This window comes from Paenibacillus sp. J22P59 (assembly GCF_059383895.1).
Genome location: NZ_JBXENX010000001.1, coordinates 332,372 through 356,959, shown reverse-complemented (window position 1 = coordinate 356,959; position 24,588 = coordinate 332,372). Strand labels below are relative to the sequence as shown.

Below are 24,588 nucleotides of genomic sequence, written 5' to 3'. Positions count from 1 at the left end.
CGCACATGCTTATAACAATTGGCGCAATTGCTGCAACTGATTAACATGCTGTTTGTCGTCTTCAATCACTCTCTTTATTAATCGAAGGCTTTCTGCATCCAATTGATCCTCCACTACTCTAGCTCCAACATGAACCGCATAATAATCTTCTTTTTCACGGGCATAGTCTATAATTTCATCCGGATTATCCGGAATCATCCATTGTGCCATTGTACCTGTTACCGTGCCTATCAGACCTTCATCATCTACTGGGGTACCGCCTAAATCCTGAATTCTTTTCGCGACCTCTATAGCATGCTGCTTATGATTGATTTGGATCTGCTGAAATACCCCTTTGAGATGGGGATCCTTTAGTTTTTCGATGTATTGCTCATAGGCGTGAATCCCCATATATTTGCCTTTAAGAAATTCATTCAACGTTTCAATGACGTCCTTGTCCTTCATAGCGAATCACTCCTTTCCTTTATTATTTTAAATTCAGTGGCGTAATATGTATGAAACTCATCTCCATCTACATGACTTTCTCTTGTGGAAGCCATACTAGCAGATGAAGGTTAGCTTATACCCAGGAGGATTAGATGAATACACACCAACAATGGCTAATTCCCGCCACCAAGGGACTCGGCTTCAAGCTGGACAAAGGGCAGACGGTCCGTGTGACCGATGTAGAGGGTGAGCAGGTAGCTGATTTTGCAGCCTATAGCGTTAGTAATCCGAATGAACGGCTAGACCCTGGAGTAACGATGGACGCTTTGCAAAAAATGACTGTAAAGCCGGGAGATATTCTTTACTCCAACCAGTACAGACCTCTCCTCACGATCGTCTCCGATACCGTCGGACGTCATGATTTCATTAATTCAGCGTGTCGGCCTGAGATGTATGAGGTTCTTTACAATAAGAAGAATCACGCAAGCTGTTATAACAATCTGAATGAGGCACTGGTTGAATTTGGGCTATCCGCTCCAGATCAGCATTATCCCTTCAACCTCTTTATGAATACAGTTATTGACTCTTCCGGGAACATCAGCGTAGAGAAGCCGCTTTCCAAAGCTGGAGATTATATTGAATTACGTGCAGAAATGGATTTGTTCATCGGCATTTCTGCGTGTCCATGTTCGGAGAGCGCCTGCAATGGATATAAATGTACGCCAATTGCAGTGAAAATTGTGTAACACTCTTCTAGTAAATATCCTCTTTGAATAGACTTGACTTGTACAAGTTATTCTTCATTCAAGGAGCGATGGCAATGAATTCTTTTCTCACGTATATGGTACTTGGCACTTCTTTATCGGCACCTATAGGGCCTATCAATGCAGCCCAATTGGATCGAGGTGCGCGACTTGGCTTCCTGCATGCATGGCTCATTGGGCTGGGTGCGATGTTCGCAGATATGATCTATATGCTTCTTATCTACTTCGGACTAGCCCACTTCCTGAATACTCCCTTCATGATCACATTTCTATGGGCGTTTGGCAGCTTTGTGCTGCTCTATACCGGAATTGACACCTTGAAAAATTTCAAAGCCATTCCTGGAGCGGCTATTCGTAGTGCGGAGAATAAATTAAGCTCCTTCCGCTCCGGATTTTTAATGGCATTAATGAATCCGCTAAACATTCTGTTTTGGCTAGGCATCTACGGCTCCATCTTAGCCAAGAGCGTACAAAATCAAGGTATTGCCCAAGTGCTGTGGCATAGTCTCGGAATCTTTGCAGGCATCCTGCTATGGGATGTCATTATGGCGCTGCTCGCGAGTTCCTTTCATCGGTTCGCCGGTCCCCTCACCCTTCGAGTCATTACCGCAACAGCCGGCAGCTCGCTAATCGGATTTGGACTTTATTTCGGTTATCAAACCTACAAACAATTATTCGGCTAGCTTGTATCCACCATTAGGCCTTCACCCATTCTTTCCCCCTCGCATACTATGCTTCGTATTAGCGAGGAGGTTTGAGATTAATGGCTCAATTGAGTACCAAGGTCTGGCTGGAGGAACATATGGATGATCTGCCATTATGGCAGCGAGATGCTTATGAACAATTTGCATCTATGATTGCTGATCCGGAAGGGGCATATCCTTGCATTCCGGGGCGGCAAGGATTTCTCTCGAACAATCTGCGTTTCGGATTCGCAGCTGATCCTAGAAGCGATCAGGCGATCAAGGCAGTGGCGGAGTACTTAAAGCAATATGGGGAATGCTCACGGGAAACCGGCAAATATGCTTCACTGGTTCTTTTTTTTGATACGACTGAACTAGATGCCTTCTCCATGGAACAATATGAACAGCTATTCTGGTCTGTATTGAATCGTGTTAGCACAGAAGATACAACCCCCTGGCCCGAGCATATTTCTACAGATCCCTCTCACCATACCTGGGAATTCTGCTTCGATGGCCATGCTTACTTTGCATTCTGTGCAACTCCAGCATATTTGCTGCGAAGAAGCCGACATGCTTCTTGCTTTATTGTTGCTTTTCAGCCGCGATGGGTGTTTGAGGAAATCAATGATTCTACCGCAATTGGCCGTAATATCAAGAAGCTGATCCGTCAAAAACTCGTCGAATATGATGACATCGCAGCACATCCATCCCTGAAATGGTACGGACAGGAAGACAATCAGGAATGGAAGCAATATTTTTTGCGCGATGATGAAAGCTCATTATCTAAATGTCCCTTTTTGAATAGGAATCATAAATCGATTTCCCATAAGTAAGCATCGCTGCTCTTCGGGAAATAACTCGTTTGGATCAGACGGTCTGCTTGCGTGACCATCTGTGCCTCATGTAGCAGGTAACCAGCCCAATAAACATCACGATTATGAGGCTGAACCAGAAGCCTGGCCTGCTCATCTTCTCAAGCAATGTCCCAGTGACTGCAGCGACGATCAAAAATATAGCTATACTGGATTTGATCCAACCGCCTGCATGTGGCTTTAACAGCTTCAAGTAGGAGGTTAGAATAAACAACCAGGTATACAGTAGAACTAGGCCGGCTGCTGTAGTCATATGCTCGAAGAGCTGCTTCGGCAGAAACAGGGCTAGAACGATCGACACACTTAATGCCAGGGTGTTGATACCAAGCGCATACAGAGGAAGCTTTTTTTTCCCTTTCGTAACCAACAGCCATGACGGAGCATCCTTGTCTTCCGCCAAGGTAACGAGCATAGTCGAAACCGCATAGAGGGATGCTACGAGAATGGAGAAGCCTGCTACAATCATGACTCCATTCACAATATGTACGAGGATAGGCAGACCGATCGCCTCAAGAGCAGCGATGATCGGGCTTTTGACAGCCGTTATTTTCTCATAATTAACAAATAACAGTGTAAGTCCAATAGCTATAATATATAGCATCGTAACGCCAAGGAGCATTAGTCTGCCTGCTTTCGGAGCATCTTTGGGATTACGAAGCTCCATTGCCATAAAGCCCATTACCTCAATGCCACCAAAGGCGTAAAACGCATAGAGCAGCCCTTTCCATGCTCCCAGCCAGCCTTTATCCAACCACTTATCCATGCTTTGGACAGTACTCCAATCACCTTTTCCTTTTAGAAGCATAAAGCCTGCAACCACGATGAACATGACTACGGCTGCGATTTTTATCAAAGCAAATATATTTTCTGCCTTGTTGATGCCTTTACTGCCAAGAATAATAATGAGCAATCCCAGCAGCGCATAGCTGGCAGAAAAGATCCACAACGGCAACCCTGGGAACCAAAATTGTGAGAACAACCCTAAAGCGGTCAATGTGCTTCCGAGAATCAGAATCTCAGAGCACCAATAGACCCAGCCCATGCTAAAGCCTGCCCATCGTCCGTAGGCTTCTTTGGCATAGGTTCGGAAAGAGCCTTTCTGGGGCTTTTGCATCGTCATTTGAGCAAGTGCATCATAGACAAAAAAAGTTGCGATGCCAGCCAGCAAAAAAATAAGCAACACTAATAAACCGCTTTTCTTGATGGCGATACTAGAGCCAAGGAAGAAGCCTGTGCCGATTGTGCAGCCTACCCCGAATAACGTTAGCTGCCACCACGGCAAATTTCCTGTTGGTTTATCCATCCCGATCCCTCCACATTCTAACTTACTGTTTGCTTCAGGAGGCTTTCTTATCCAAGGAGGTCAAAGAAATAAAAAACCCGCTAAGATCAGCTTGCTTACGACCAAAGCGGGTTCTTCATTTTAATGTATAGCCTGTGCTCCATTATTTGCCGGCATTTGCGGGGCTCCTGCTGCTGGGCCAAATGCATTCAGCATTTGCTTCATATCGGTAGCATTAAGCTGAGGCACCTGATAGAAGGCATTCTTATTCTGATACAAGAAAATTTCATAAGCCATTTCTATGAAATTCTCCACTTGTGAAGCAAGCACACGACGCAGCGCAGGATTGGTTACTTCAGGTGTCGCCATCGCCAAGAGCGAGGTATGCGTCTTAATTAAACCGAGCATATGCCCGCTAATCCCCGCATCCTTCACATCCGCTAGCGACTGATTAGGCTTTTTGGGAGCTGCTGGTTGGAGGCCATAGACAGGCTGTGTCATATGAGGGATGAGATAGGTTGTTGTTTCCTGACTCGGCTTTTGCCCTGTTTTAAAGCATTCACAAGTCAGGTTATATAGAGAAAGCATATAATTGTATTGACGGTCCAGTATACTTAGGAGCTCTTGATCCTGCACGAATGTCCTAAACATCATGAATTGATCAAGCACATTGATCTGACAGGAAAGAATTTCATGCATATCAAACAGTTCATGTGTTCCGTGATTGAAATTTTGCATGCCTTGCTGCGGACTTCCTGTCTGTGGTTTCTCTTGAAGCTGCATAGCTGAATCCTCCTCATAAGCTCATAATAATTAACTTCTAGCTTCACTAATATGATGGAAACTACAGCGAATTATGCATGGAAAAAGCCTCGCTGCCAGCAGCGAGGCTTCCTTCATTACTTTAATTTGTTAATGCGAGGCCGTATATTCTTCTAGCTCAGATGCGGGATCAAATTTCTCTTTACTCATGGCCAATGCTGCCACAAGAGCAATAACAGAAGGAATAATAGCCCAAGCAAACGTATGAACGATGGATGAGGAAAGTGCCTCAGTAATCTTATCAAGCACCTGCACTGGAATCTGTTCCCTAGTCTCCGGAGTCAGAATTGTACTAGGATCGCTTAGATCAACGCCTGTCGGAGCAGGACCGCCGCTGCTGAACATAGACCCTAATTTGTTCATAAACACATGGCTTTGAATAATACCGAACACCGTAATACCGAGCGTCATGCCCAGTTCCCGCGTGAAGCTGAGCGTTGAGCTGGCAGATCCACGCTGTCTTGCTGTAAATCCGTGAATCGCTGCATTGCTGAGTACAGAGAACGATGCGCCTATTCCTAGACCAACTAAGAACATGAAGATCGTAACCATCATACGTGAAGAATCAGTCGTTAACGTAGTCAGCAGTGCAATACCGGCAACAAGCAATGCTAGCGTCGCTATCATAATGGAACGGTAATTAAACTTGGAAAGCAAGACACCGCCGCCTGCAGCCGTAATAACGGAACCGACCATCATAGGAAGCAGTACCAGTCCCGAATTCGTTGCTGAGCCGCCAAGAACGCCTTGAATATAGATGGGAATGTATACAGAAGCAGTAATAAATGCTGCACCGCTAAATATAGCCATTATATTACTTGTAGAATATAGACGATTCTTGAACATGCCGAAGGTAATAATGGGTTCCTCTGCACGGCGTTCGATAAAAACAAAACTAATGATAAGCACCACAAAGGCTGAGAACAACCCTAGAATCATGCCGGAGTCCCAAGCATAGCTCTTGCCGCCAAGCTCTAGTCCGAACATCAAGCAAAGGATAGAGGCGACAAGCGTAAATGCGCCAAGATAGTCGATTTTTTGCTTAGAATGCTCTACAGATTCTTTATAGAAGAATGCAATCATTAAGAATGCAATTATGCCTATAGGCAAATTGATGTAAAAAATCCAGGACCAATGAAGATAATCCGCAATATACGCACCGATAAGAGGACCGAAAATACTAGAAATACCATAGGCGGCACCAAATAGACCACCTATTTTGCCCCGTTTTTCCGGAGCAACCACATCGAACATAATGGTGAAGGCGATAGGCACGAGCGCACCGCCGCCAATACCCTGAATAGCCCGATAAATGCTTAGCTGCACAATAGAATCTGCTGTACCGCATAAGGCAGAGCCTATCATAAATACAATAATACCGAAGACGAAGAAGCGCTTGCGCCCATACATATCCGATAGTTTACCGAATATCGGCATGCCTGCCATCTCCGCTATCATATAAGCGGAGGTCACCCACATTAATTTGTCAAAACCGCCGAGATCACCGACAATAGTTCCCATTGCTGTCGCTAATATTGTGTTATCCATGGAAGCCATAAGCGTGGCAAGCAACAATGCTGCTATAATGACGCCTACTTTATTTTCCTTTGCCATATTCGATTGTCTCCTTTACTTATCCCTAACTTATAAAAAATACTTAAAGCAGATCGTTTACTTCCCGCCCTCTGCGATTACAGCCCCTCTGCCAAAATCCGTTTCAAGAATATCCCTGTATAAGAAGAAGCTACCTCAGCTACCTGCTCCGGCGTGCCTTCTGCCGCCAGCTTGCCTCCTGCGGCACCACCTCCCGGTCCAATATCAATGACCCAGTCGGATTCCCGGATCAGCTCCAGGCTGTGCTCGACGACGACAACAGTATTGCCCATATCAACCAGCTTGTTAAGCAAGACTAGCAGACGTTTAATATCTGATGGATGGAGACCCGTCGTTGGTTCATCCAATAGATAGAGCGTATGCTTCTTAGACGGTTTGCTGAGTTCTTTGGCCAATCTAATCCGCTGTCCCTCGCCGCCAGACAAGGTTTTGACAGATTGACCCCATTTCAGGTAGCCAAGGCCTACCTCACACAGCATCGTTATGAGACCAGCAATCTTATTCTCCGATTGAAGAATCGGCAAGCTTTCCTGCACGGACATATCCAATAGATCCGATATCGACAAGCCTTCATATTGAACCTGCAGAACCTCGTCTGTGAACCTTCTGCCTTTGCAATCATGGCATCTCACCTCAAGATCGGGCAGGAAATTCATATCGACAGACAGCACACCTAGACCTTGACAGGTTTCACAACGGCCTCCAGGTGTGTTAAAGGAAAAATGCTTCGAGGTTAATTTCTTTTGCTTCGCCTCGGGCAAACCCGCGAATAACTGACGAAGATGCGTAAATACATCGGTATAGGTGGCAACATTCGATCGCTGCATCCTGCCCATCGGGGTTTGGTCAAAAATAATGATATTGCCGACTTGGTCCAATCCGTTTATTTCCTTACACCCTGACTGTGCCTGCCCCTCTGCATTTCCTTGCGCAAGAATATCGAATACGAGTGTCGATTTCCCTGATCCTGAAACCCCTGTTACAGACACCAGACTTCCCAGCGGAAATGAAACGGCGGGAATGTCAATATTCCGAAGCTGTGCTTCCGTGATTGTAATTAGCTGTCCATTCCCTTGCCTGCGGACACGTGGGGCTATCGGCAGATTCTCTTCTCGCAAATAAGCCCCGGTAACCGATAGCTCGCTTGCCATCAAATCCTCCAAGCTTCCTTCCCCTACTACAGTCCCCCCGTATAATCCAGCACCAGGACCGATATCAATAATATGATCGGCGGCACGCATCATCTCTATATCATGCTCGATAACGAGTACGGTATTGCCGAGATCACGCAGCTCCTGAAGGACGCGAATTAAGCCAACCGTATCCCGAGGATGAAGGCCAGTCGTTGGCTCATCAAGAATGTACAATACGCCGGTCAGGCCTGAGCCAAGCAGCGATGCGAGCCGCAGCCGTTGGGCTTCTCCTCCAGACAATGTGACAGTCTGCCGATTCATCGACAGATAGCCGAGACCGACATCCATAATCCGCTTTAAGCGTGTAGGCATATCATGCATAATAGGCTCCAGCAAATGCAGCCCTTCTTGCGGAAGTACGGCTTGCAGCCCTCTCGTCCATTCGTATACCTCGCTAAGTGACCAATCCGAAACATCCGCGATCGATGCATCCGCTACACGAACAAGTAGAATCTCTTTTTTCAGACGAGCGCCATGGCATTCCGGACAAAGCTGCTGGTGAAAAAAGCCCCCGTCTTTTTCCTGACTTCCGGACTCTCCCTCCTTCTCCTTGTATCGCCGCCACAAGCCAGGTATAACCCCTTCGAACTTCGTGCCTTGGATGGCCTTCAAGTTAGGAGAATGACGCTTGAACGCCTCGCTCTCGACTCCGTAATACAGCAGATCATGCTGTATTTGACCGTAATCCTTCAGAGGCTGATCAGGATCGAATTCAAATCCGTAATGCTTGCCAGCTGCCATTAGAATACGGATCTGAATATCACGATGGACGCCATTCAGAGACGCAACTCCCCCATCACGTATGCTGAGCTCTTGATTGAATACAGCCGCTTCGTTGATGCTTGCGACATGGCCTAAACCTCTGCAGGCTTCGCAGGCTCCCTCCGGTTTGTTGAAGGAGAAATGCGACATCCCCAGCTTCTCAAGCTCGGCATGGCAATGCGGACAGTTCATGGTCTGGATTCCCCAAGCCTCCTCATCCTCTTGCAGGGACCCTGCAGGTTCAAAAGAAGCGGAGATGCTGCTGTTGCAGGATGGGCAAATCCGCTCTCCCAATCGGGAAAAAATAAAGCGGATAAATGTATACAGATCTGTCACTGTTCCGACCGTCGAGCGCGGATTGCGGTTCGCGGAATGCTGTCCCACACTAATGGATGGCGATAGCCCTTCGATGGATTCGACCTTCGGTTTGCTAATCGAATCCGATGTTAAACCCATAGAGTCCAAATACTGCCGCTGGCATTCCCGTTGAAGGGTATCCATCGCCAGCGTCGATTTGCCGGACCCAGATGGACCTGTAAGGACAACCAGCTTGTACTTGGGAATGGACAACGATACATTTTTCAGGTTGTTCTCACGCGCGCCCTTAATAACGATGGTATCTTTCACAACCATTCTCCTCCTAATCAGTTAACTCTATTGTCCATGACTTGTTATACCATTCAATCGTATCGTACACGGAACTATTCAGAGGCGCTCAATACCCTTGCTTGCTTATACTTTGCCCCTTTGCAATTTAGTTAAGGTTTCGATAAAATAAGTTTGACTTATCATCCATCCATCTAGTATCTTGTTTATAAAGTATCTTGATTATCGAGACATATTATATCATAAAAGGAGGGTTCACTTTTGTCAAGTAATCAACAAGCTCAGCCAACAGAGCAGCAAGAAAATTTCACCTTACGCATGCGAAGCCTAGGAAGCCGGACGGTACTATACCAGCAAAATGTCGCTTCCTCTCTAGGGTTATATAATAATGATTTTTTATCCATAGATATCCTGCGTGAAAAAGGACCTATTACAGCGGGTGAACTATCCAAGCTGACTGGGCTTGCTACAGGCAGCGTTACCGCATTAATCGATCGGCTTGAGAAGAATGGCTATGTTCGCCGCGAGAATGATCCTAACGACCGCCGGAAAGTAATCATTGTTCCCTTATACGAGGATAAAGAAGAGGTTGGCAATACCTACGCTCCGCTTCACTCCGCAATGGTACAGCTGGCTGCATCCTATTCAGATGAAGAACTTGAACTCATTACACAATTTTTGGACAAGGCAAGCAATGTGCTAGAAGACCAGATTCGTCATCTCAGCTCCTCGGCATCTGGCAAATCCTCTAATTAATCTTATACAAAAAGAACAGAGCTACCTTTGACATACCAAGGTAGCTCTGTTCTTTTTGCTGCAATTATAAAGTGCTTGAAGCTTGAGATAGTAAGGTTACTAACAGCCCGCTATCAACCTGATCATCTTTACGCGCCTTCCATGTTTTTCTTTCGGGAGGGCCGTCGAACATGCCTTCTGGAAGCTCTAACTCAGCCGCATTAAAAATCGTAAAGCTGACCGCATCCTTCGATGTCGAGATCACAGCGGCATATTTTCCATTTTTCAAAAAGTGGGGCTTCTTATATTGTATGCGCGCCTGTGCATCGGGTATCGCCTCACGGACAACCTCCATCATCGTAGTGCACAATTCCCTCTGCCATGGTTCTTTTAAAGCTTCAATAAAATCGGTGACTTCTGGATTCATTTTCGTATACGCTCCTTTTATGTATGTAGTCGTTTCCTTAGCTTCTCATTGCTTAATGAATAAGGCCTGTCTAGCCATTCGTATGTTCTTCCAGCCTCCGCAATTCGATCTCATACTCGCCGTGCCCCGTTGGCACTGGCATCCGGAGTGCCCAATCCACAGCCTCCTCTTCACTCGGCACCTCAATCAGGGAATACTCTGCCATCAGCTCTTTATTCACCGGAAAAGGTCCGGCCTGTAGCGCTGGCTCTCCGCCTTCGGAGGAATAGGATATCCTTATCGCGGAGGCACTGGGTTGAAGCTCCTCTGCAGCAAGAAGCGCATTGCCCATAGACTTCTTATATTCGCTCCTTGCAGCGTCATACTCTCGACTGTGATTTATTCGAGCCTCCGAATACTCCGTCGCTTTAACAATTAACATAAATCTCATTACGTTCCCCTCCTTTCAGAAAAAATTATTAATTATTTTGTTGTTTCACAATCGCATTCAGCCGCCCTGTTCAGTAAAAGCATACGTTCACGCTCATTCCGAGTCATCGACGCAGCGTGTTCAAATTCGATACGCGCTTCATCGAAGCGCTTCAGCTTCACAAGGAGATCGCCGCGCACGCTCGGCAGCAGATGATAGTCCTTTAAAGAAGGCTCCGAACGCAGCTCGTCGATTATTTGCAAGCCGAATGCCGGACCAAACGCCATAGATATGGCTACTGCACGATTTAATTCGACGATCGGAGATGGCATGACTCTCGACAGTGCTTCATAAAGTACCGCAATCCGAGTCCAATTCGTCTCCGCTGCAGTGGGCGCCTGCGCATGACAGGCCGTTATTGAAGCCTGCAACGAATAAGGTCCAAGCGATCGTCCAAGCTTCCGACTCCGTTCTAATGCAGCCAAGCCGCGGCGAATCAGCAATTGATCCCATTGCGCTCGGTTTTGATCCATCAGCAAGACAGGCTCTCCTTTGGCATTAACTCTGGTTCTAAACCGTGAAGATTGAATTTCCATTAATGCGACCAGACCATGAACCTCTGTTTCATGAGGCGCGATCTCGGCAATAATGCGTCCCAGTCGCAGCGCTTCCCGACAGAGCAGCGGACGAATCCAGTGATCCCCAGAGGTTGCCGAGTAGCCCTCATTGAACATGAGATAAATCACTTCAAGCACCGCAGACAATCGGCTATTGAGCTCTTTTCCCTCAGGTACCTCGAATGCAACCCTCTCGGCGCTAAGCGTCTTCTTAGCCCGAACAATTCGTTGCGCAATCGTTGATTCGGAGGCCAGAAAGGAACGGGCAATCTCATCTGTAGTAAGCCCGCATAAGAGTCGCAGCGTTAGGGCAACTCTGGCATCCTGTGACAATACGGGATGGCACGTCATGAAGATCAGGCGGAGGAGATCGTCCCCGATCTCCCCATCCAGATTAGAATCTATATCATCCTCCGTATATAAATCCATACGGTGAGCGACCTCAACATACTTCTGATCACGCAGCTTGCTCCTGCGCATCAGATCAATTGCACGCCGCTTGGCTGTCGTCATCAGCCATGCGCCTGGATTGTCCGGAATCCCTGCCTCTGGCCAACGATTAAGAGCAATCTCTAAAGCGTCCTGGGCAAGGTCTTCCGCGAGACCAACATCCCGTACCATTCGGGTCAGTCTCGCGATAAGCTTGGCCGATTCCATTCGCCATATCGCATCAATGGTTCGATGGGTATGGGACATGCTCACGCTTTTTTCTGCTCCTCAACCTGTATGCGCAGCGCTGCTTCTTTGGCTAAAGATTCAGGATCAGTTGTTAAGTCTTCCGCCTCGAATACCTGTCTAAGCTCAATCTCGCCCTGCCCGAATCCATGCGGGTCCGGCATGCGAAGAGCCCATTCAATAGCTTCGGCCTTGGATTTCACTTCAATTAATGTATAACCGGCGATCATTTCTTTGGCCTCGGTGAAGGGGCCATCAATCACCTTTGGCTTGCCTCCCGGCTCTGGATAGGATATCCGAATTCCGCTTGAGCTAGGCTGTAAGCCATCGGCGGCGAGCAATACGCCCGCTTTCACCATTTCCTCGTTATACTTTTGCATCGCATCCAGAAGCTCTTGGCTGGGCATAGTCCCCGCCTCTGAATCTGTTGTCGCTTTAACAATCATCATAAATCTCATATGTGATACCCCCTATTCAATGGTGAAGCCTTTTCTAACCACTAGAAACAAACTGACTAATTCCACTAACTTACACATCATTCTTGAAGAAGGCTGTAAGCTCCGCTGCAATCATTTTCGCATTAAGTTTTTTCGTATGGCCCAATCCTTTTTTGCTCAGAAGCTTCGCATTTGGAAGTACGTTCGCCAGTGCCTGGGCACTATGACGCAGAACAACTGGGCTTTCTGTACCTTCGAGCACCAAAGTTGGCATCTTTACCATGCTCCATTCTTTTGCAGGAAGCGGCTTGCCATCCATATAGCCCTCTAGTAGAGCAGCATCGTAAGGGAGAGTGTGAGCTACAGCCATAAGTTTAGACCATACACCTGGCATCAATCGCATCATAGTGACAATGAATGAAGGAGCTCCCATCCCTTTCGTCATGAAATATTTGATCGCTTCGGCCCTGTCATTAGCAGCAATAAGCTCTGCGACTTTACTTACGAAGTTATTAGGCGGTTTCTTATCCGATGCATCAACGACAAATGGAGGTTCATGCAGAGCCAGCTTTGTTATATTCACGCCACTCGCTGCTGCATACAGAGCAAGCGCTGCCCCCGACGATAGACCCCACACATATGCCTTGCCGCCAGCTTCATTAATCATCGCTTCAAGATCTTCTATCTCGCGGGCTATAGCATAGGACTCTGCATCCTGACTATCTCCCCGGCCGCGTCGATCATAATTGTAGACTGTGAACTGCTCCGCTAATAGATTAGCCAATTGCACCTGCCCGGGGAATTTCCGGTAGCTGAACGCCCCTGCTACTAGAAGGAGTGGCGGTCCTTGACCAACTTTGTCATAAGCAAGCTTGATGCCGTCTTTTGAAGTTACGAAGTGCATAATAGATCCCCCTTTGCTGTTCTAATAGATGATTGAATCAGGTCTTCAATTAAGACGACGAAGCACAGACAACAAAATCGACATCTCTACAAAAAAAATTTAATTTATATTAAAAAGGGTGACAACTATTATTTGGAATTTTATAGAACTAGAATACAGAACTACTGGAATCTATGCAATAGCTGCTCTCTAAGACTTCAACAATGTCTTCGGATGGTTAGAGCACTAAAGAACAGGGAGATGAATCCCGAAGGACTCATCTCCCTGTTCTTTTGTAGTCTAATTTTGATATTAATAAGGTGCTGATATAGAAATGGCTTCATAAGCTTTCGTTTTATAGTTCCATACAATATAAGCAATTACATGACCATTATTTGCAGTGATGCTCGTCGAATAAGGACTGCCATTCTCCGCCCATTGCCAACCGCCGTATTTATAGGTGCCGGCAGGGTTGTTTTGCGCACTTTCCGCATTCTCGAAAACACCAACCCAGTCATACTTTCCATACACTTCAGGCGTAACGCTCCAGTTAAGTACAAAATCTCCATCATCTACTCCCAAAGAAACGGAATAGGAAACAGCGCTATCGGATGTCTGCAGCGGTGCTGCTTGATCCTGCAATAGTTTGGCTTGCTCTGCCGGGTTCTCGGCTCTTGCAATTAGATTTTCACTCATCATTCATGCCTCCCATCGACTATGAAACGTCTATATCTTAGCATCGAATGCATTTCCTTAATATGATTCTCAAGTAGGTAACCTCCGACAAACCAACATATAATAACTCAGGTTTTGTAGAAAGGCTTATTTTCTACAACTTCTTTTTTAGATAGCAGGTAAATGAGGACCCGAAATTTTAATAAGATTAGTATGCTTCATCAATAAGAGGATTTGTTTCGTAATAGTCCCTCTGAATTTCAAGCGCATTTCATTTCATTTCCGCCAAAAAGTTGAACAGTCTTCCTTATCCTCAATATTGAACTCAATTATTTTCTTAAGCAAGGAATAATCAATCGGATTACTCCATTTGATCCGTATCAACTCCTTGGTATGATCATACCCTGCCTGCACAATTTCATCAGAAAAACGATTAATTCCTGCCTTTTCAGGAGCAACAGCCACATGTTGTTTGGCTACGCTGAAGCCAATAATAAACGTATTGTGATCAGTAAACATAGGCTGATTCCAAGCAATTTTCGGCTCTAAATTCGGGAATGTCTTCATTACCCAATCGAATATCTCTTCGATTCTATCCCGATGCGGCGGATTATCAATACTTGATAAATATTGTGCAAATGCTTCCATATTATTCCCTCCTAAATTATAATCAAGTACCCAAAACAAACCAAGATACATATTGAAATAAAAATGTTCCGATCCTACGAAGCATTTATCTTGCTCCACAAGCCAGCCTCATTCCCTGCCGCGACTTTCGCAACCTATGGGTACGAGAAGCGTCTAATGATATAGAAGTCTTTGAAACCAAATCTAATGAAATGCTATGGAGGATACCCGCATGAAGAAAATGACCGCCACTGTAATGGGATTGCTGTTGTCGGCATCACTGTTATTGCCTAACCAGAGCTTTGCTGATTCGCAGAATCAGCCCTTCGTAATCGAGGGAAAAGAAGTACAGGGACGCACTCTTATCCCCGTTCGACAAGCATCAGCAGGATTAGGAGCGCAAGTCACATGGAACCAGCAAGCAAAAACGGTAAGTATCGTCAAAGAAGATACCAAGATTCTTCTGAAGATAGATTCGAATAAAGCTGTCGTCAATGGTAAAACAATTACGATTGATGTTCCCGCTCAAGTAGATAAAGGACTGACCTACATTCCTATTCGGTTCATCAGTCAATCACTTGGAGGCACTATCGCCTGGAATGCCGCTGACCGATACGTTGATGTCACCGTAGGAGATAAACAAGTGCGTGTTGTAACAGAGCTAACCTATAACCACTCTAAAATGCCTCAAGCTCTAGTTAACCTTTTGATTAAAAAAGCAAATGAAGCAACTGATCTTTCTTCCTATTCTCAGATTCGAGAGCATTTCAAGCCTTATTTCACAGATGGCTTCATCAACAAGCTCATTCAACAAAAAGGACTAGTGAGGAAAGATATTTATTCGGCTATTCCCTATAGCTATTCCGATGATCAGACAGGCTGGATAAGCCAGACTAGTGCCGACTATTCCTATGAAAGAAAGATTATTATCACCTACACCCAAGGCAAATGGATGGTCGATAATATTTTTTTCACTCCGTTGAATCCTTAATTCAAAAAAGATAAGTAAGAGAACCGCCCTCTACCTTGCCATTATGGCTAAGCAGAGGGCGGTTCTCGTTCAAGCGATATTCAATGGTAGACTATTAAGGAACTACAACCGTAATTGGAGCCGTCAATACTGTACCAAATGGGTTACTCAGCTCGATTTGGTAAGTATACGTTCCTGATGTACGTTTGAAGAACCAACCGAACGATTGACCGTTGACAGTACCATTTTCTTCATAGAAGTTCAAAGCAATTTCAGTCCCATTCTCAAAAATTCGACCCGAAGTAGCAGCATTGCCGCTCCATAGTGTCCAATTAATGAAGAATTCGCCTTTAGTATACAAATTGTTATCGTTAACCGTTACTGTTGGTGTGGAAGGTGCTCCTGTTGCAGAAGTTGCAACTTGATTAATGGTATTGGACCATGTGGAACCGCACTCGTTCTTCGCGATAATGCCAAATGAATATCCAATATAACCATTACGGAGGTTAGGTACAGTAAAGCTAGTTGTTGTAAGGTTTGTAGCTGCGTAAGGAGCTCTTGGCGAGTAGTAAACATCATAGGAATCCGCGCCTGCGGACGGAGTCCATGAAAGACCCATTAAATGATTGCCAGGCGTCGCAGTTAAAGTGAAATCCCCAGGCAAAGTGCATGTAGTTGGTGTAGTGGGTTCAGCACTAGCAGCACCAAATACGGACATCGACATAACTAGGGATAGACATACAGCAAATATTAGTTTCATATTACGGTTCATGGTTTCTCTCTCCTAATAATCGTTTATAAATGCTAGACATAGGAATACTCCCGTATTTAATTGTAAGGATTGGACGTCCTCTATCATCATAGCAACAATTTATATTTATGTCAAAAGAATACAGAGTAACCATATAGAAATTTACCAATTATTTAGATTCTATCATTGCTCCTCAGCTATATTTTTTGATGCAGAAACGTTACGACAGCCAAATCTTTATTCTGCTTCATTCCCCTATAAAATACAGCTTTACATTCCGGTAATCCAACCATCTAATATGTAAATAAACCAGAGCCTTACTCCTTTATAAGCTCTGGCTGTTAGTCATTTATAGCTAAGCATTAGCTCTGATTACTATACGGAACGCTTACGCTTCTGTGCGGAGCTACTGGGACGATTGACTTTCGAGGTGCTAGCAAGCAAGGGCTGGCTGATACCACCACTCAATCGTCTTTTCCTGCTGGCGAGAAATTTGTTAATAGCGGTTCCATCCTCGCCTACTGCATGCTGCTGCCGAGTTCCAGGGCTTTCAATCGCGGAGTTCGTCCCTCCCGTACTGTACGTGCCCGCACCGCTCGCCACCTGGGTTGCAGACGCATTCTGCGCTCCAGCAGGCAATTTTACGATTTGATCATTGATCACAATGACCACTTCTTTGCGCACATGCTTGCTTTTATTCTGTGCTCGGCGCCAGCTATCGACCTTTCTCTTGCTGGCTTTATTAGCGGCAAGGCCGTCAGCCCCAACACTTTGCTGCTGCTGTGTATGCGGCGATTTAATCGCTGCATTGTTCCCAGCTGCGCTGCTTCGACCGGCTCCGCTTGCGATTTGAGTGGTGTTGGGTGCATTAGTGAATTGATGATTCACGACAAATACTAATTTATCAATTCCGCTAATTGGCGCCTCTGTCACCATCCGCTTTCCTGCTTTCTCAATAACAATTGTAAGGCGGTCTCTGTTGTGCAATGGCTACCCTCCCTGCAAATATATATATGTATATGTTCTCTGAAACAATTGGCAAGGGATAGCTGCCTTGCATCAGGCTTTTCTCTCATCCAAATTTGTCCCAAGGACGAACTGCCTATTCCCTTTTAGCTTGTTCCTGAATATTGTATCTAGAAGTAGATTCCAAGGAATATGGAAGAGGGAAGTGATAGAGTGGGAATGGATTCATTGCTGGCGGTCCATCCGCCAAGATTTCTGAACGGGAATACTTATATCGGGCCGTATACCTATGGGACACCAGTGGTGCTGTCTTATGGTTCAGGCCATATTCTGGTTATCGGCAAGTTCTGTTCCATTGGAGGAACTACGGTCATGCTAGGAGGCAATCACCGTTACGACTGGGCGACGACCTATCCGTTCAGCGCATTCATGCCAGAGCATAGTCAGACTCCCGGCGTAACATGGTCCAAAGGGAATGTCAGCATCGGCAATGATGTATGGATCGGCATTTGCTCCACCGTCATGTCCGGGGTAACGATTGGAGATGGCGCATGTGTAGGAACAAGCTCGGTCGTTACCAAAGATGTTCCCCCATATGCTATCGTTGCTGGCAATCCGGCCCGAGTCGTAAAGTACCGCTTCCCGCAAAATATCATTGATAAGCTGCTCCGAATCAAATGGTGGGACTGGGAGCCGCATCAGATCGAACAAGCAATTCCGCTGCTGATGTCTAATAATTTTTTCGCCTTATTTCAATACGCCCAATCAATTGGCAAATAAATAAGGAAATCGTGTTCGTTGTTCACCGTGGTCGCGGAAATAAAAAACGAGCAGCTGCTGTAGCAGCCTGCTCGTTCTACATAATCTATGCGATAGGTGTACCGTTTGCAACAGGAGCATCTGGTCTTAGAAGAACCACATCACCCTCTGCTGGAACACCTCCGATTACTAATACTTCAGATTTGAAGCCTGCAATACGCCTAATAGGTAAATTCATTACCGCTATTACTTGACGTCCAATTAGCTGCTCCGCTTCATATCTTTGTGTAATTTGAGCCGAGGAACGCTTCACACCTATTTCCCCAAAATCAATTTCTAATTTAATTGCTGATTTTCGAGCTTCCGGGAACGGCTCTGCATGAATAACCGTACCGACACGAATATCGAATTTCATAAAGTCCTCAATCGTAACCACAAGTTCCCCCTCTATTTTGCCGCTACACTTAATTTTACCCGATTACCATTTCAAATTAAAGATATAACTAGATGAACTACTGTCTTTCTTCCACATGGATCGCTTGGTTAGCAATAATGCTTGCTTCTCGATAATTAACATCTATTCTGAGCTTGCCAGCTAGAATCCGATCAATATCTCCTTGCTCATACATGGTCTGAATCTCATTGCGCTCGGATTGAATCGCTTTAAGCTCAAGCTCTCTTCTTTTGGAGCTTGGTTTGGCTGGGGCATCGATCCAGCTTCGATTATTTTGAAGATGCAGTTCAATTGCCCGATAATCAGCAATTACTGCATCGACAAATTCCCGATTGCTCTCGGTTTCCTTCTCCTTCATCTGTTCGATGACGGTTCGGATAGCCTGGAGCTTCAATGCCTTATACATCTCCCAATTAGGGTGAGATGGGCCCATGATTGGCATTTTGGACTTCTTCCTCCTCCGCAAGCGCCTGAAGAAAGAACGAAACAAACTAAATAAATGCCGAAATTTCAAGCGATTAGTTAATACAAACTCCATATGGCTGAGCGAAGAGTGGAACCTTGCCGCAAGCTCAGGCGTAATACGTTCTTTCTCCAGCCACTGCTCAGCAACGCTGCGTTCAATATTTAGTGCAAACAGGCGAATATCTATAATTTCTTTCTTCGCCTCTCCCAAATCAACCGTACCTTCTAGTCTACATCGCTGTAAGCGGCGGGTATAATCGGCGATTAAACTAAGCCCTTCTCGCTTATTATCCTCCCCTAGTTCTTGGCGAGCCGTAAGCAGACCAGCTTCAAGCACACGCATTCTGGCTTTGCGCTCCTCTTCCTCCCGATTAGCGGAATTTTGCTTGCTCTCGGCTGACCTCCGAGTAAGCAGCGGCAGAAAAATGCTGGCTGACAATAAGGTTAGCAGGATGACCCCCGAACAAATGAACAGAATGAGGCTCCGCTCAGGAAAGTCTTTTCCATTATCAAGCACCAACGGAATCGAAAATGCAGCTGCAAGCGTCAAAGCACCTCGAACGCCTGACAAGGCCGTCAACAAGGCGGAATGCACCTTGCGATCCGTTACCCATACCCATGTGAATCGCAAGCCTATTAGAATCGCCGTTATGATAAAAATATAGCCTACCACAACACCATTTGTATATTTAGGATCCTCCCATACCTTGGCAACAACGCCCGGGATTTCTAACCCCAGCAGCAAGAAGACGAGACCATTGAGCGAGAACAAAATAACCGACCAAGTGCTGTCAGACACCATTCTCAGCCTTACCGAGGCTGTCTCTACGCGATCTCTTTCAATCGCATGCACAACACCTGCCGCTACAACAGCAAGTATGCCTGATACATGAAATTCTTCAGCAGCTAGATAAATGATGAATGGCGTAAGAATAATGATGAGCATATGTAAAGTTACATCTTCTATGCCAAGCCTTCGCAATAGCAGCCTCAGCCAGATGACGGCAAAGCCGAGCAATGCTCCAATCAATAGTCCTCCCGCAGCGATGACGATAAAGCCGCCTACTGCTTTGGGTAAAGAGAATTGACCGGTTACCGTAGCCGCGATCGCGAAATTAAAAGCAACGAGTCCCGAGGCATCATTCATTAAAGCTTCTCCTTCAAGAAGGCGTTTAATGTTCCCTGGCAGCTTCACTCTTCCCGATAAAGAACCAACAGCAACCGCATCTGTAGGGGAGAGAATAGCGGCAAGGGCGAAGGCAGCAGATAAAGGGATCGCCGGGATAAGCCAATTAATAATTGGTCCTGCAATGAGGACGGTGGTGAATACTAATCCAAGCGCGAGCAAGAGAATAGAAGCTCTCAGCTTCCAAAGCTCCTCACGAGGGGTAATCTTGCCGTCATTAAATAACAGCGGCGCAATAAACAGCACCATGAACAGCTCTGGATTTAGGGGAACATGATGCAGGTTGGGAAAATATGCGGCTGCTACTCCAAGTGCGATCTGAATGATCGGAACCGGAATAAAAGGCACAAAGCGATTGATGACATTGGAAATGCCAATGAGCACAAGCAGCACCAGTACCATCAATAATAATTCCATTTCGTTATGCAGCTCCTTTGCTCTATTCAACCCGATTTAAGGCCGATATCGTTAATTTACCCAGCTGGGATAAAAAAGTAGCATCCTAAATTATTTTTTAGCAAAACCTAACTCAGCCAGCTCCCTTAGTCCCAGTTGTAAGTCAACAGTAACCATACAGTGGTCATACTCCTACGACTGCTCAGCGACTTAATGACCAACTGCAATGGCTAGTTATTCAACAACCTGTACTGTTACCAGCTTTTCACTTAGTCCATACTGACATTACTCAAATAACGATCCACGAACCGAGAGCGCCGCGACTACCTCACTCTTCTGTGAGGCTATCCTCATCCATACGACCTGCTTATCCAACATAACAAGCATTGTATGAGGCTAGCCTCATATCTCAGGAGCCCAGCCTCCTGACGAATGAGTTTCGCCTCATACATTCCGCTTTGCTTCCCTTAACGCCACAATTATAGATGCTTTTCCTCACACTTTTGTGAGCTTGCCTCATATCGACTTTCCGCGCGGTCAGGGCACCCCGCCCGGCGTGCGCGGCCATCACGGCACGCGGTGCTACGTCACAAGTCGGCGTTTAAATCTCGTGTTCTGCACTTGCCTCTGCATCAACTACTCCACAATGCAACTTACTTCACTCTTCTTTACTCTCCATTAGCAAAACAAAGAACCCGTACTTAAAGCACGGGTTCTTTGTTCATATGAAAAGTATATAAGCTTATACGTTTACGGAATGCTTGGCACGAGCGATCTCTGTCGCTTCTACCATGTTGCGCAAGGAAGCGATTGTTTCTTCGTATCCACGCGTCTTCAATCCGCAGTCTGGGTTGATCCAGAATAGTCTAGGATCAAGCACATGCAAGGCACGTTCGATCATGCTCGTCATTTCCTCTACCTGTGGAACGCGTGGACTATGGATATCATACACGCCTAAACCGATACCGAGCTTGTACGTGTTTAATTCAAAGCTATGAATCAGCTCGCCATGGCTGCGGGATGTCTCAATTGAAATAACATCGGCATCCATTGCTTCAATGGAATCAATCATGTCATGGAATTCGCAATAACACATATGGGTATGAATTTGTGTCGTCTCCGACACGGTGCAAGTCGTCATACGGAATGCTTTAACAGCCCAGTCCAGGTATTCTGCTTGATCCTTTTCCTTAAGTGGCAGACCTTCGCGTACTGCTGGCTCATCCACCTGAATCATTCCGATTCCTGCTTGCTCTAATGCCTCAACCTCTTGTCTAAGAGCATAAGCCAATTGGTAAGCAATCTGCTCACGCGTAATATCCTCACGGACGAAGGACCAGTTCATGATCGTGATCGGACCAGTCAGCATGCCTTTCACAGGACGATTCGTCTTCGATTGCGCATATTTCGTTTCCTCGACAGTCATCGCTTCCTCGAAGGCTACATCTCCGAATATAATAGGCGGTTTCACACAGCGAGAGCCGTAAGACTGCACCCAGCCATATTGTGTGAACGCGAAGCCTGCAAGCTTCTCGCCAAAAAATTCAACCATATCGGTTCTTTCAAATTCGCCATGTACGAGGACATCCAGCCCAATCTCCTCTTGCAGCTTAATCCAGATATCAATCTGATCACGGATGTAGCTGGCATATTGCTCATTATTCCATTCGCCTTTACGCCATAGCTGACGGCTTTTGCGCACCTCTGCGGATTGCGGGAAGCTGCCGATTGTCGTCGTCGGGAACAGCGGCAATTGCCATTTGTTCTGTTGTGCAATATGGCGCTCTGCGAATGGCAGGCTGCGAACTGGCTGCTGTACACTAATAGAAGCAACAGCTTGCTGAACATCATTACGGTTGAGCTCACTGGATTGTCTAAGAGCTTGAAGGGCATTCTCGCATTGTTCCAATTCTGCTGTGAACTCAGCATCCCCTTTATAGGAAGAAATTGCTTTTGCCAGAAAAACAAGCTCGTCCAGCTTCTCATCGGCAAAGGCAAGAGCACCTTTTAGCTCTGTTGAGAGCTTGGCTTCATTAGCTACCGTAACGGGAACATGAAGCAGGCTGCATGAAGTCTGTACAAGTAGTCGGTCAGTTGCCACGTGCTCGGCCAACTCTTCTAATAAAGCCAGTTTATCACGTAGGGAAGCCTTCCAAATTCCACGGCCATCTACGATACCTGCGCCCAATACTTTGTCGGCAGGAAAGCCTTCTTGTTTAATTGCTTGTAGATTACCGGACAAGCCATGTACGAAATCAAGGCCGATTCCTTTAACAGGCAGCTTCACAATATCATTATAGTTGTCTACGGATTCAAAATAGGTTTGCAGCATGATATTCAGATTAGGCACTGCTGTTGCAAACGTCTCATAGATCGTGTTTAATCGCTGAATATCCGCTTCACTTAGCTTCGTTACCACAATCGGTTCATCTATTTGTACCCACTCTACTCCTTCTTGTGCTAGCTCCTGAAGGATCTGAACATAGAGTGGAAGTAAGCGTTGCAGCCAAGCATCAAACTCTGATGCAGCGTAGCCTTTAGACAGCTTCAGGAAGGTTAACGGCCCTACGATAACAGGCTTGCCTGCTATTCCGAGCTTTTCCTTAGCTTCACGATAAGCAATAAGCGGTTTATTCTCTGTCACTACTGGTGCTGCTCCATCAAGCTCAGGTACGATATAGTGATAGTTTGTATTGAACCACTTCGTCATTTCACTTGCAGCTGCATCCTTTGTGCCGCGAGCGATACCATAGTATACCGACAAAGGTACAGCGCCGCCCTCATACGCAAAGCGTTTCGGGATAATGCCGAACATAGCGGCTGTATCAAGAATGTGGTCATAATAGCTGAAGTCATTGACTGCGATGAGGTCGATTCCTTTCTCCTGCTGCTTGCGCAAATGGCTAAGGCGAATCTCCTGCAAACGGCTTTGAAACTCAGATTCCTCAAGCTTGCCTGCCCAGAATGCTTCAAGTGCTTTCTTCCATTCGCGATCCGCACCAATACGTGGATACCCCAATACACTGCTCTTTACCATCTCGCAACACTCCTATACAAATTGTTACAAGAAAGATATCATGAATAGCTAGATATAGCATAACTGAATTAAACTATATCCAGCTATAGCCAAAAGCTATATCAGTGCTTTTGAGGGGCTATTGCTCGCATAAGCGCCTCGATATAGGCCTCTCCGAGCTTGGATAGCGACGTATTTCGATGAGAAATCCACCCTACATTAATCGTTTCCTCACAATCTAGAGGTACAGGAATAATTTCATTGCCGTTCAAGTCAGAGCTTAAAATTCCTGTTGATATGGTGTATCCGTTCAAGCCGATCAATAAATTAAACAGCGTGGCCCTGTCATTCACACGAATGCTCTTTTTGTGCAGCAAGGTGCTGAGTATTTCTTCTGAGAAGTGAAAAGAATTATATTCCCCTTGATCGAACGAGAGGTAAGGATAATTTTGCAGCTGATCAATAGTTACGATGGATTGAGCTGCCAAAGGATTTTTTATGCTGATGAAGATGTGCGGCTTAGCCGTAAATAAGCTGACGAATTGCAAATTTGCGCTTTTGAGCAGCTTGTTGATGACCTTGCCGTTAAACTCGTTCAAATATAATATGCCTATTTCGCTCCGCAGCGTTTTGACATCCTCGATAATTTCATAGGTTTTGGTCTCGCGTAAGGTTAGCTCATATTCATCCTGTCCATATTCCTGAACCAGATTGACAAAGGCATTCACCGCAAAAGCATAATGCTGAGTCGATACCGAAAAATGCTGCGGTGAGGGCTTGGCATTCAGATAACGGCTTTCCAGCAATTCTGCCTGCTCGACGATTTGCCGGGCATAGCTTAGAAATTCGATCCCCTCTTTGGAAAGGGAGATTCCTTTATTTGATCGTTCAAAAATCGCAAACTGCATTTCGTCTTCCAGATCCTTAATCGCATTGGATAGGCTAGGCTGAGAAATAAACAATCGTTTGGCAGCCTCATTAATAGAGCCGCGATTGGCAACTTCAATTACATATTTTAATTGTTGTAGAGTCAATGAAATACTCCTCTCTAACCCTCGTTAGACTTACTATTTGGCAGCTTATTGCTTCTTACATTATACATGAATTCATGCAAGT

Annotated in this window: 24 protein-coding genes; 6 read left to right on the top strand and 18 right to left on the bottom strand. The window is 45.8% G+C overall.

Annotated features, from left to right (window positions below; translation table 11 throughout):
- Positions 1 to 9 precede the first annotated feature (9 nt).
- Positions 10 to 444 (bottom strand): DUF2383 domain-containing protein, encoded by a 435-nt coding sequence (locus AC50YO_RS01775; protein WP_494842486.1) that lies wholly within the window; start codon positions 442 to 444, stop codon positions 10 to 12.
- Between the two features lie 134 nt (positions 445 to 578).
- Here AC50YO_RS01775 and AC50YO_RS01770 point away from each other — a divergent pair, with 134 nt between their 5' ends.
- From AC50YO_RS01770 to AC50YO_RS01760, 3 genes are all read left to right on the top strand, one after another.
- Positions 579 to 1,172, top strand: a complete 594-nt coding sequence (locus AC50YO_RS01770) for a DUF1989 domain-containing protein (protein WP_494842484.1) — start codon at positions 579 to 581, stop codon at positions 1,170 to 1,172.
- Positions 1,173 to 1,246: 74 nt separating this feature from the next.
- Entirely contained in the window at positions 1,247 to 1,873 is a 627-nt protein-coding gene (locus tag AC50YO_RS01765; protein WP_494842482.1) for a LysE family transporter, read from the top strand.
- Between the two features lie 80 nt (positions 1,874 to 1,953).
- Positions 1,954 to 2,706, top strand: coding sequence for a YqcI/YcgG family protein (locus tag AC50YO_RS01760; RefSeq protein ID WP_494842480.1), 753 nt, complete (start codon positions 1,954 to 1,956; stop codon positions 2,704 to 2,706).
- A 34-nt stretch (positions 2,707 to 2,740) separates the two neighbouring features.
- Here the strand turns inward: AC50YO_RS01760 and AC50YO_RS01755 are convergent, their stop codons facing one another.
- The 4 genes from AC50YO_RS01755 to uvrA all read right to left on the bottom strand — a co-directional run bounded on the left by AC50YO_RS01755 (position 2,741) and on the right by uvrA (position 9,045).
- Positions 2,741 to 4,048 carry an amino acid permease gene (locus tag AC50YO_RS01755; RefSeq protein WP_494842478.1) on the bottom strand — a complete coding sequence of 436 codons (1,308 nt, stop codon included), beginning with the start codon at positions 4,046 to 4,048 and terminating at the stop codon, positions 2,741 to 2,743.
- 120 nt (positions 4,049 to 4,168) lie between these two features.
- Positions 4,169 to 4,810 (bottom strand): spore coat protein, encoded by a 642-nt coding sequence (locus AC50YO_RS01750; protein ID WP_494842476.1) that lies wholly within the window; start codon positions 4,808 to 4,810, stop codon positions 4,169 to 4,171.
- 129 nt (positions 4,811 to 4,939) lie between these two features.
- The gene (locus AC50YO_RS01745; protein WP_494842474.1) at positions 4,940 to 6,463 is read right to left on the bottom strand and encodes an MDR family MFS transporter; all 1,524 of its coding nucleotides are present in this window, start codon (positions 6,461 to 6,463) and stop codon (positions 4,940 to 4,942) included.
- A gap of 77 nt (positions 6,464 to 6,540) precedes the next feature.
- Positions 6,541 to 9,045: an excinuclease ABC subunit UvrA gene (gene uvrA / locus AC50YO_RS01740; RefSeq protein WP_494842472.1), complete on the bottom strand. Its 2,505-nt coding sequence runs from the start codon at positions 9,043 to 9,045 to the stop codon at positions 6,541 to 6,543.
- A gap of 297 nt (positions 9,046 to 9,342) precedes the next feature.
- Between uvrA and AC50YO_RS01735 the strand changes: the two genes are divergently transcribed.
- Positions 9,343 to 9,780 carry a MarR family winged helix-turn-helix transcriptional regulator gene (locus AC50YO_RS01735; RefSeq protein WP_494843219.1) on the top strand — a complete coding sequence of 146 codons (438 nt, stop codon included), beginning with the start codon at positions 9,343 to 9,345 and terminating at the stop codon, positions 9,778 to 9,780.
- 64 nt (positions 9,781 to 9,844) lie between these two features.
- Here the strand turns inward: AC50YO_RS01735 and AC50YO_RS01730 are convergent, their stop codons facing one another.
- The 7 genes from AC50YO_RS01730 to AC50YO_RS01700 form a co-directional block, all read right to left on the bottom strand.
- Positions 9,845 to 10,186, bottom strand: a complete 342-nt coding sequence (locus AC50YO_RS01730) for a DUF1801 domain-containing protein (protein ID WP_494842470.1) — start codon at positions 10,184 to 10,186, stop codon at positions 9,845 to 9,847.
- Positions 10,187 to 10,256: 70 nt separating this feature from the next.
- A complete protein-coding gene (locus tag AC50YO_RS01725; protein WP_494842468.1) occupies positions 10,257 to 10,616 on the bottom strand; it encodes a YciI family protein in 360 nt (119 codons plus the stop codon).
- A gap of 32 nt (positions 10,617 to 10,648) precedes the next feature.
- The gene (locus AC50YO_RS01720; protein ID WP_494842466.1) at positions 10,649 to 11,914 is read right to left on the bottom strand and encodes an RNA polymerase sigma factor; all 1,266 of its coding nucleotides are present in this window, start codon (positions 11,912 to 11,914) and stop codon (positions 10,649 to 10,651) included.
- Positions 11,911 to 12,345, bottom strand: coding sequence for a YciI family protein (locus tag AC50YO_RS01715; protein ID WP_494842464.1), 435 nt, complete (start codon positions 12,343 to 12,345; stop codon positions 11,911 to 11,913). The genes AC50YO_RS01720 and AC50YO_RS01715 overlap by 4 nt, the downstream gene beginning before the upstream one ends.
- Positions 12,346 to 12,415: 70 nt before the next feature.
- Positions 12,416 to 13,228 (bottom strand): alpha/beta fold hydrolase, encoded by an 813-nt coding sequence (locus AC50YO_RS01710; protein ID WP_494842462.1) that lies wholly within the window; start codon positions 13,226 to 13,228, stop codon positions 12,416 to 12,418.
- A gap of 291 nt (positions 13,229 to 13,519) precedes the next feature.
- Positions 13,520 to 13,903, bottom strand: coding sequence for a hypothetical protein (locus AC50YO_RS01705; RefSeq protein WP_494842460.1), 384 nt, complete (start codon positions 13,901 to 13,903; stop codon positions 13,520 to 13,522).
- Between the two features lie 255 nt (positions 13,904 to 14,158).
- A complete protein-coding gene (locus tag AC50YO_RS01700) occupies positions 14,159 to 14,530 on the bottom strand; it encodes an iron chaperone (protein WP_494843215.1) in 372 nt (123 codons plus the stop codon).
- A 211-nt stretch (positions 14,531 to 14,741) separates the two neighbouring features.
- On the opposite strand from AC50YO_RS01700, the gene AC50YO_RS01695 reads away from it, so the two are divergent.
- A complete protein-coding gene (locus AC50YO_RS01695) occupies positions 14,742 to 15,500 on the top strand; it encodes a stalk domain-containing protein (RefSeq protein ID WP_494842458.1) in 759 nt (252 codons plus the stop codon).
- 94 nt (positions 15,501 to 15,594) lie between these two features.
- On the opposite strand, the gene AC50YO_RS01690 is transcribed toward AC50YO_RS01695, so the two are convergent.
- On the bottom strand, positions 15,595 to 16,251 hold the full coding sequence (locus AC50YO_RS01690) for a hypothetical protein (RefSeq protein WP_494842456.1): 657 nt from the start codon (positions 16,249 to 16,251) through the stop codon (positions 15,595 to 15,597).
- A gap of 354 nt (positions 16,252 to 16,605) precedes the next feature.
- The gene (locus AC50YO_RS01685) at positions 16,606 to 17,217 is read right to left on the bottom strand and encodes a hypothetical protein (protein ID WP_494842454.1); all 612 of its coding nucleotides are present in this window, start codon (positions 17,215 to 17,217) and stop codon (positions 16,606 to 16,608) included.
- Between the two features lie 198 nt (positions 17,218 to 17,415).
- On the opposite strand from AC50YO_RS01685, the gene AC50YO_RS01680 reads away from it, so the two are divergent.
- The gene (locus tag AC50YO_RS01680; RefSeq protein WP_494843211.1) at positions 17,416 to 17,976 is read left to right on the top strand and encodes a CatB-related O-acetyltransferase; all 561 of its coding nucleotides are present in this window, start codon (positions 17,416 to 17,418) and stop codon (positions 17,974 to 17,976) included.
- An 85-nt stretch (positions 17,977 to 18,061) separates the two neighbouring features.
- On the opposite strand, the gene csaA is transcribed toward AC50YO_RS01680, so the two are convergent.
- From csaA to AC50YO_RS01660, 4 genes are all read right to left on the bottom strand, one after another.
- Entirely contained in the window at positions 18,062 to 18,391 is a 330-nt protein-coding gene (csaA, locus tag AC50YO_RS01675) for a chaperone CsaA (protein WP_494842452.1), read from the bottom strand.
- A 76-nt stretch (positions 18,392 to 18,467) separates the two neighbouring features.
- Positions 18,468 to 20,477: a Na+/H+ antiporter gene (locus AC50YO_RS01670; RefSeq protein ID WP_494843206.1), complete on the bottom strand. Its 2,010-nt coding sequence runs from the start codon at positions 20,475 to 20,477 to the stop codon at positions 18,468 to 18,470.
- A 721-nt stretch (positions 20,478 to 21,198) separates the two neighbouring features.
- Positions 21,199 to 23,493 (bottom strand): 5-methyltetrahydropteroyltriglutamate--homocysteine S-methyltransferase, encoded by a 2,295-nt coding sequence (gene metE / locus AC50YO_RS01665; RefSeq protein ID WP_494842450.1) that lies wholly within the window; start codon positions 23,491 to 23,493, stop codon positions 21,199 to 21,201.
- Between the two features lie 101 nt (positions 23,494 to 23,594).
- Positions 23,595 to 24,506, bottom strand: coding sequence for a LysR family transcriptional regulator (locus tag AC50YO_RS01660; protein WP_494842448.1), 912 nt, complete (start codon positions 24,504 to 24,506; stop codon positions 23,595 to 23,597).
- Positions 24,507 to 24,588 lie beyond the last annotated feature (82 nt).

Bases quoted from the DNA above. Each gene is read 5' to 3' on its own strand.
- AC50YO_RS01775 (WP_494842486.1), bottom strand. From the start codon at position 444: ATGAAGGACAAGGACGTCATTGAAACGTTGAATGAATTTCTTAAAGGC.
- AC50YO_RS01770 (WP_494842484.1), top strand. From the start codon at position 579: ATGAATACACACCAACAATGGCTAATTCCCGCCACCAAGGGACTCGGC.
- AC50YO_RS01765 (WP_494842482.1), top strand. From the start codon at position 1,247: ATGAATTCTTTTCTCACGTATATGGTACTTGGCACTTCTTTATCGGCA.
- AC50YO_RS01760 (WP_494842480.1), top strand. From the start codon at position 1,954: ATGGCTCAATTGAGTACCAAGGTCTGGCTGGAGGAACATATGGATGAT.
- AC50YO_RS01755 (WP_494842478.1), bottom strand. From the start codon at position 4,048: ATGGATAAACCAACAGGAAATTTGCCGTGGTGGCAGCTAACGTTATTC.
- AC50YO_RS01750 (WP_494842476.1), bottom strand. From the start codon at position 4,810: ATGCAGCTTCAAGAGAAACCACAGACAGGAAGTCCGCAGCAAGGCATG.
- AC50YO_RS01745 (WP_494842474.1), bottom strand. From the start codon at position 6,463: ATGGCAAAGGAAAATAAAGTAGGCGTCATTATAGCAGCATTGTTGCTT.
- AC50YO_RS01735 (WP_494843219.1), top strand. From the start codon at position 9,343: ATGCGAAGCCTAGGAAGCCGGACGGTACTATACCAGCAAAATGTCGCT.
- AC50YO_RS01730 (WP_494842470.1), bottom strand. From the start codon at position 10,186: ATGAATCCAGAAGTCACCGATTTTATTGAAGCTTTAAAAGAACCATGG.
- AC50YO_RS01725 (WP_494842468.1), bottom strand. From the start codon at position 10,616: ATGAGATTTATGTTAATTGTTAAAGCGACGGAGTATTCGGAGGCTCGA.
- AC50YO_RS01715 (WP_494842464.1), bottom strand. From the start codon at position 12,345: ATGAGATTTATGATGATTGTTAAAGCGACAACAGATTCAGAGGCGGGG.
- AC50YO_RS01710 (WP_494842462.1), bottom strand. From the start codon at position 13,228: ATGCACTTCGTAACTTCAAAAGACGGCATCAAGCTTGCTTATGACAAA.
- AC50YO_RS01705 (WP_494842460.1), bottom strand. From the start codon at position 13,903: ATGAGTGAAAATCTAATTGCAAGAGCCGAGAACCCGGCAGAGCAAGCC.
- AC50YO_RS01700 (WP_494843215.1), bottom strand. From the start codon at position 14,530: ATGGAAGCATTTGCACAATATTTATCAAGTATTGATAATCCGCCGCAT.
- AC50YO_RS01695 (WP_494842458.1), top strand. From the start codon at position 14,742: ATGAAGAAAATGACCGCCACTGTAATGGGATTGCTGTTGTCGGCATCA.
- AC50YO_RS01690 (WP_494842456.1), bottom strand. From the start codon at position 16,251: ATGAACCGTAATATGAAACTAATATTTGCTGTATGTCTATCCCTAGTT.
- AC50YO_RS01680 (WP_494843211.1), top strand. From the start codon at position 17,416: ATGGATTCATTGCTGGCGGTCCATCCGCCAAGATTTCTGAACGGGAAT.
- AC50YO_RS01670 (WP_494843206.1), bottom strand. From the start codon at position 20,477: ATGGAATTATTATTGATGGTACTGGTGCTGCTTGTGCTCATTGGCATT.
- metE (WP_494842450.1), bottom strand. From the start codon at position 23,493: ATGGTAAAGAGCAGTGTATTGGGGTATCCACGTATTGGTGCGGATCGC.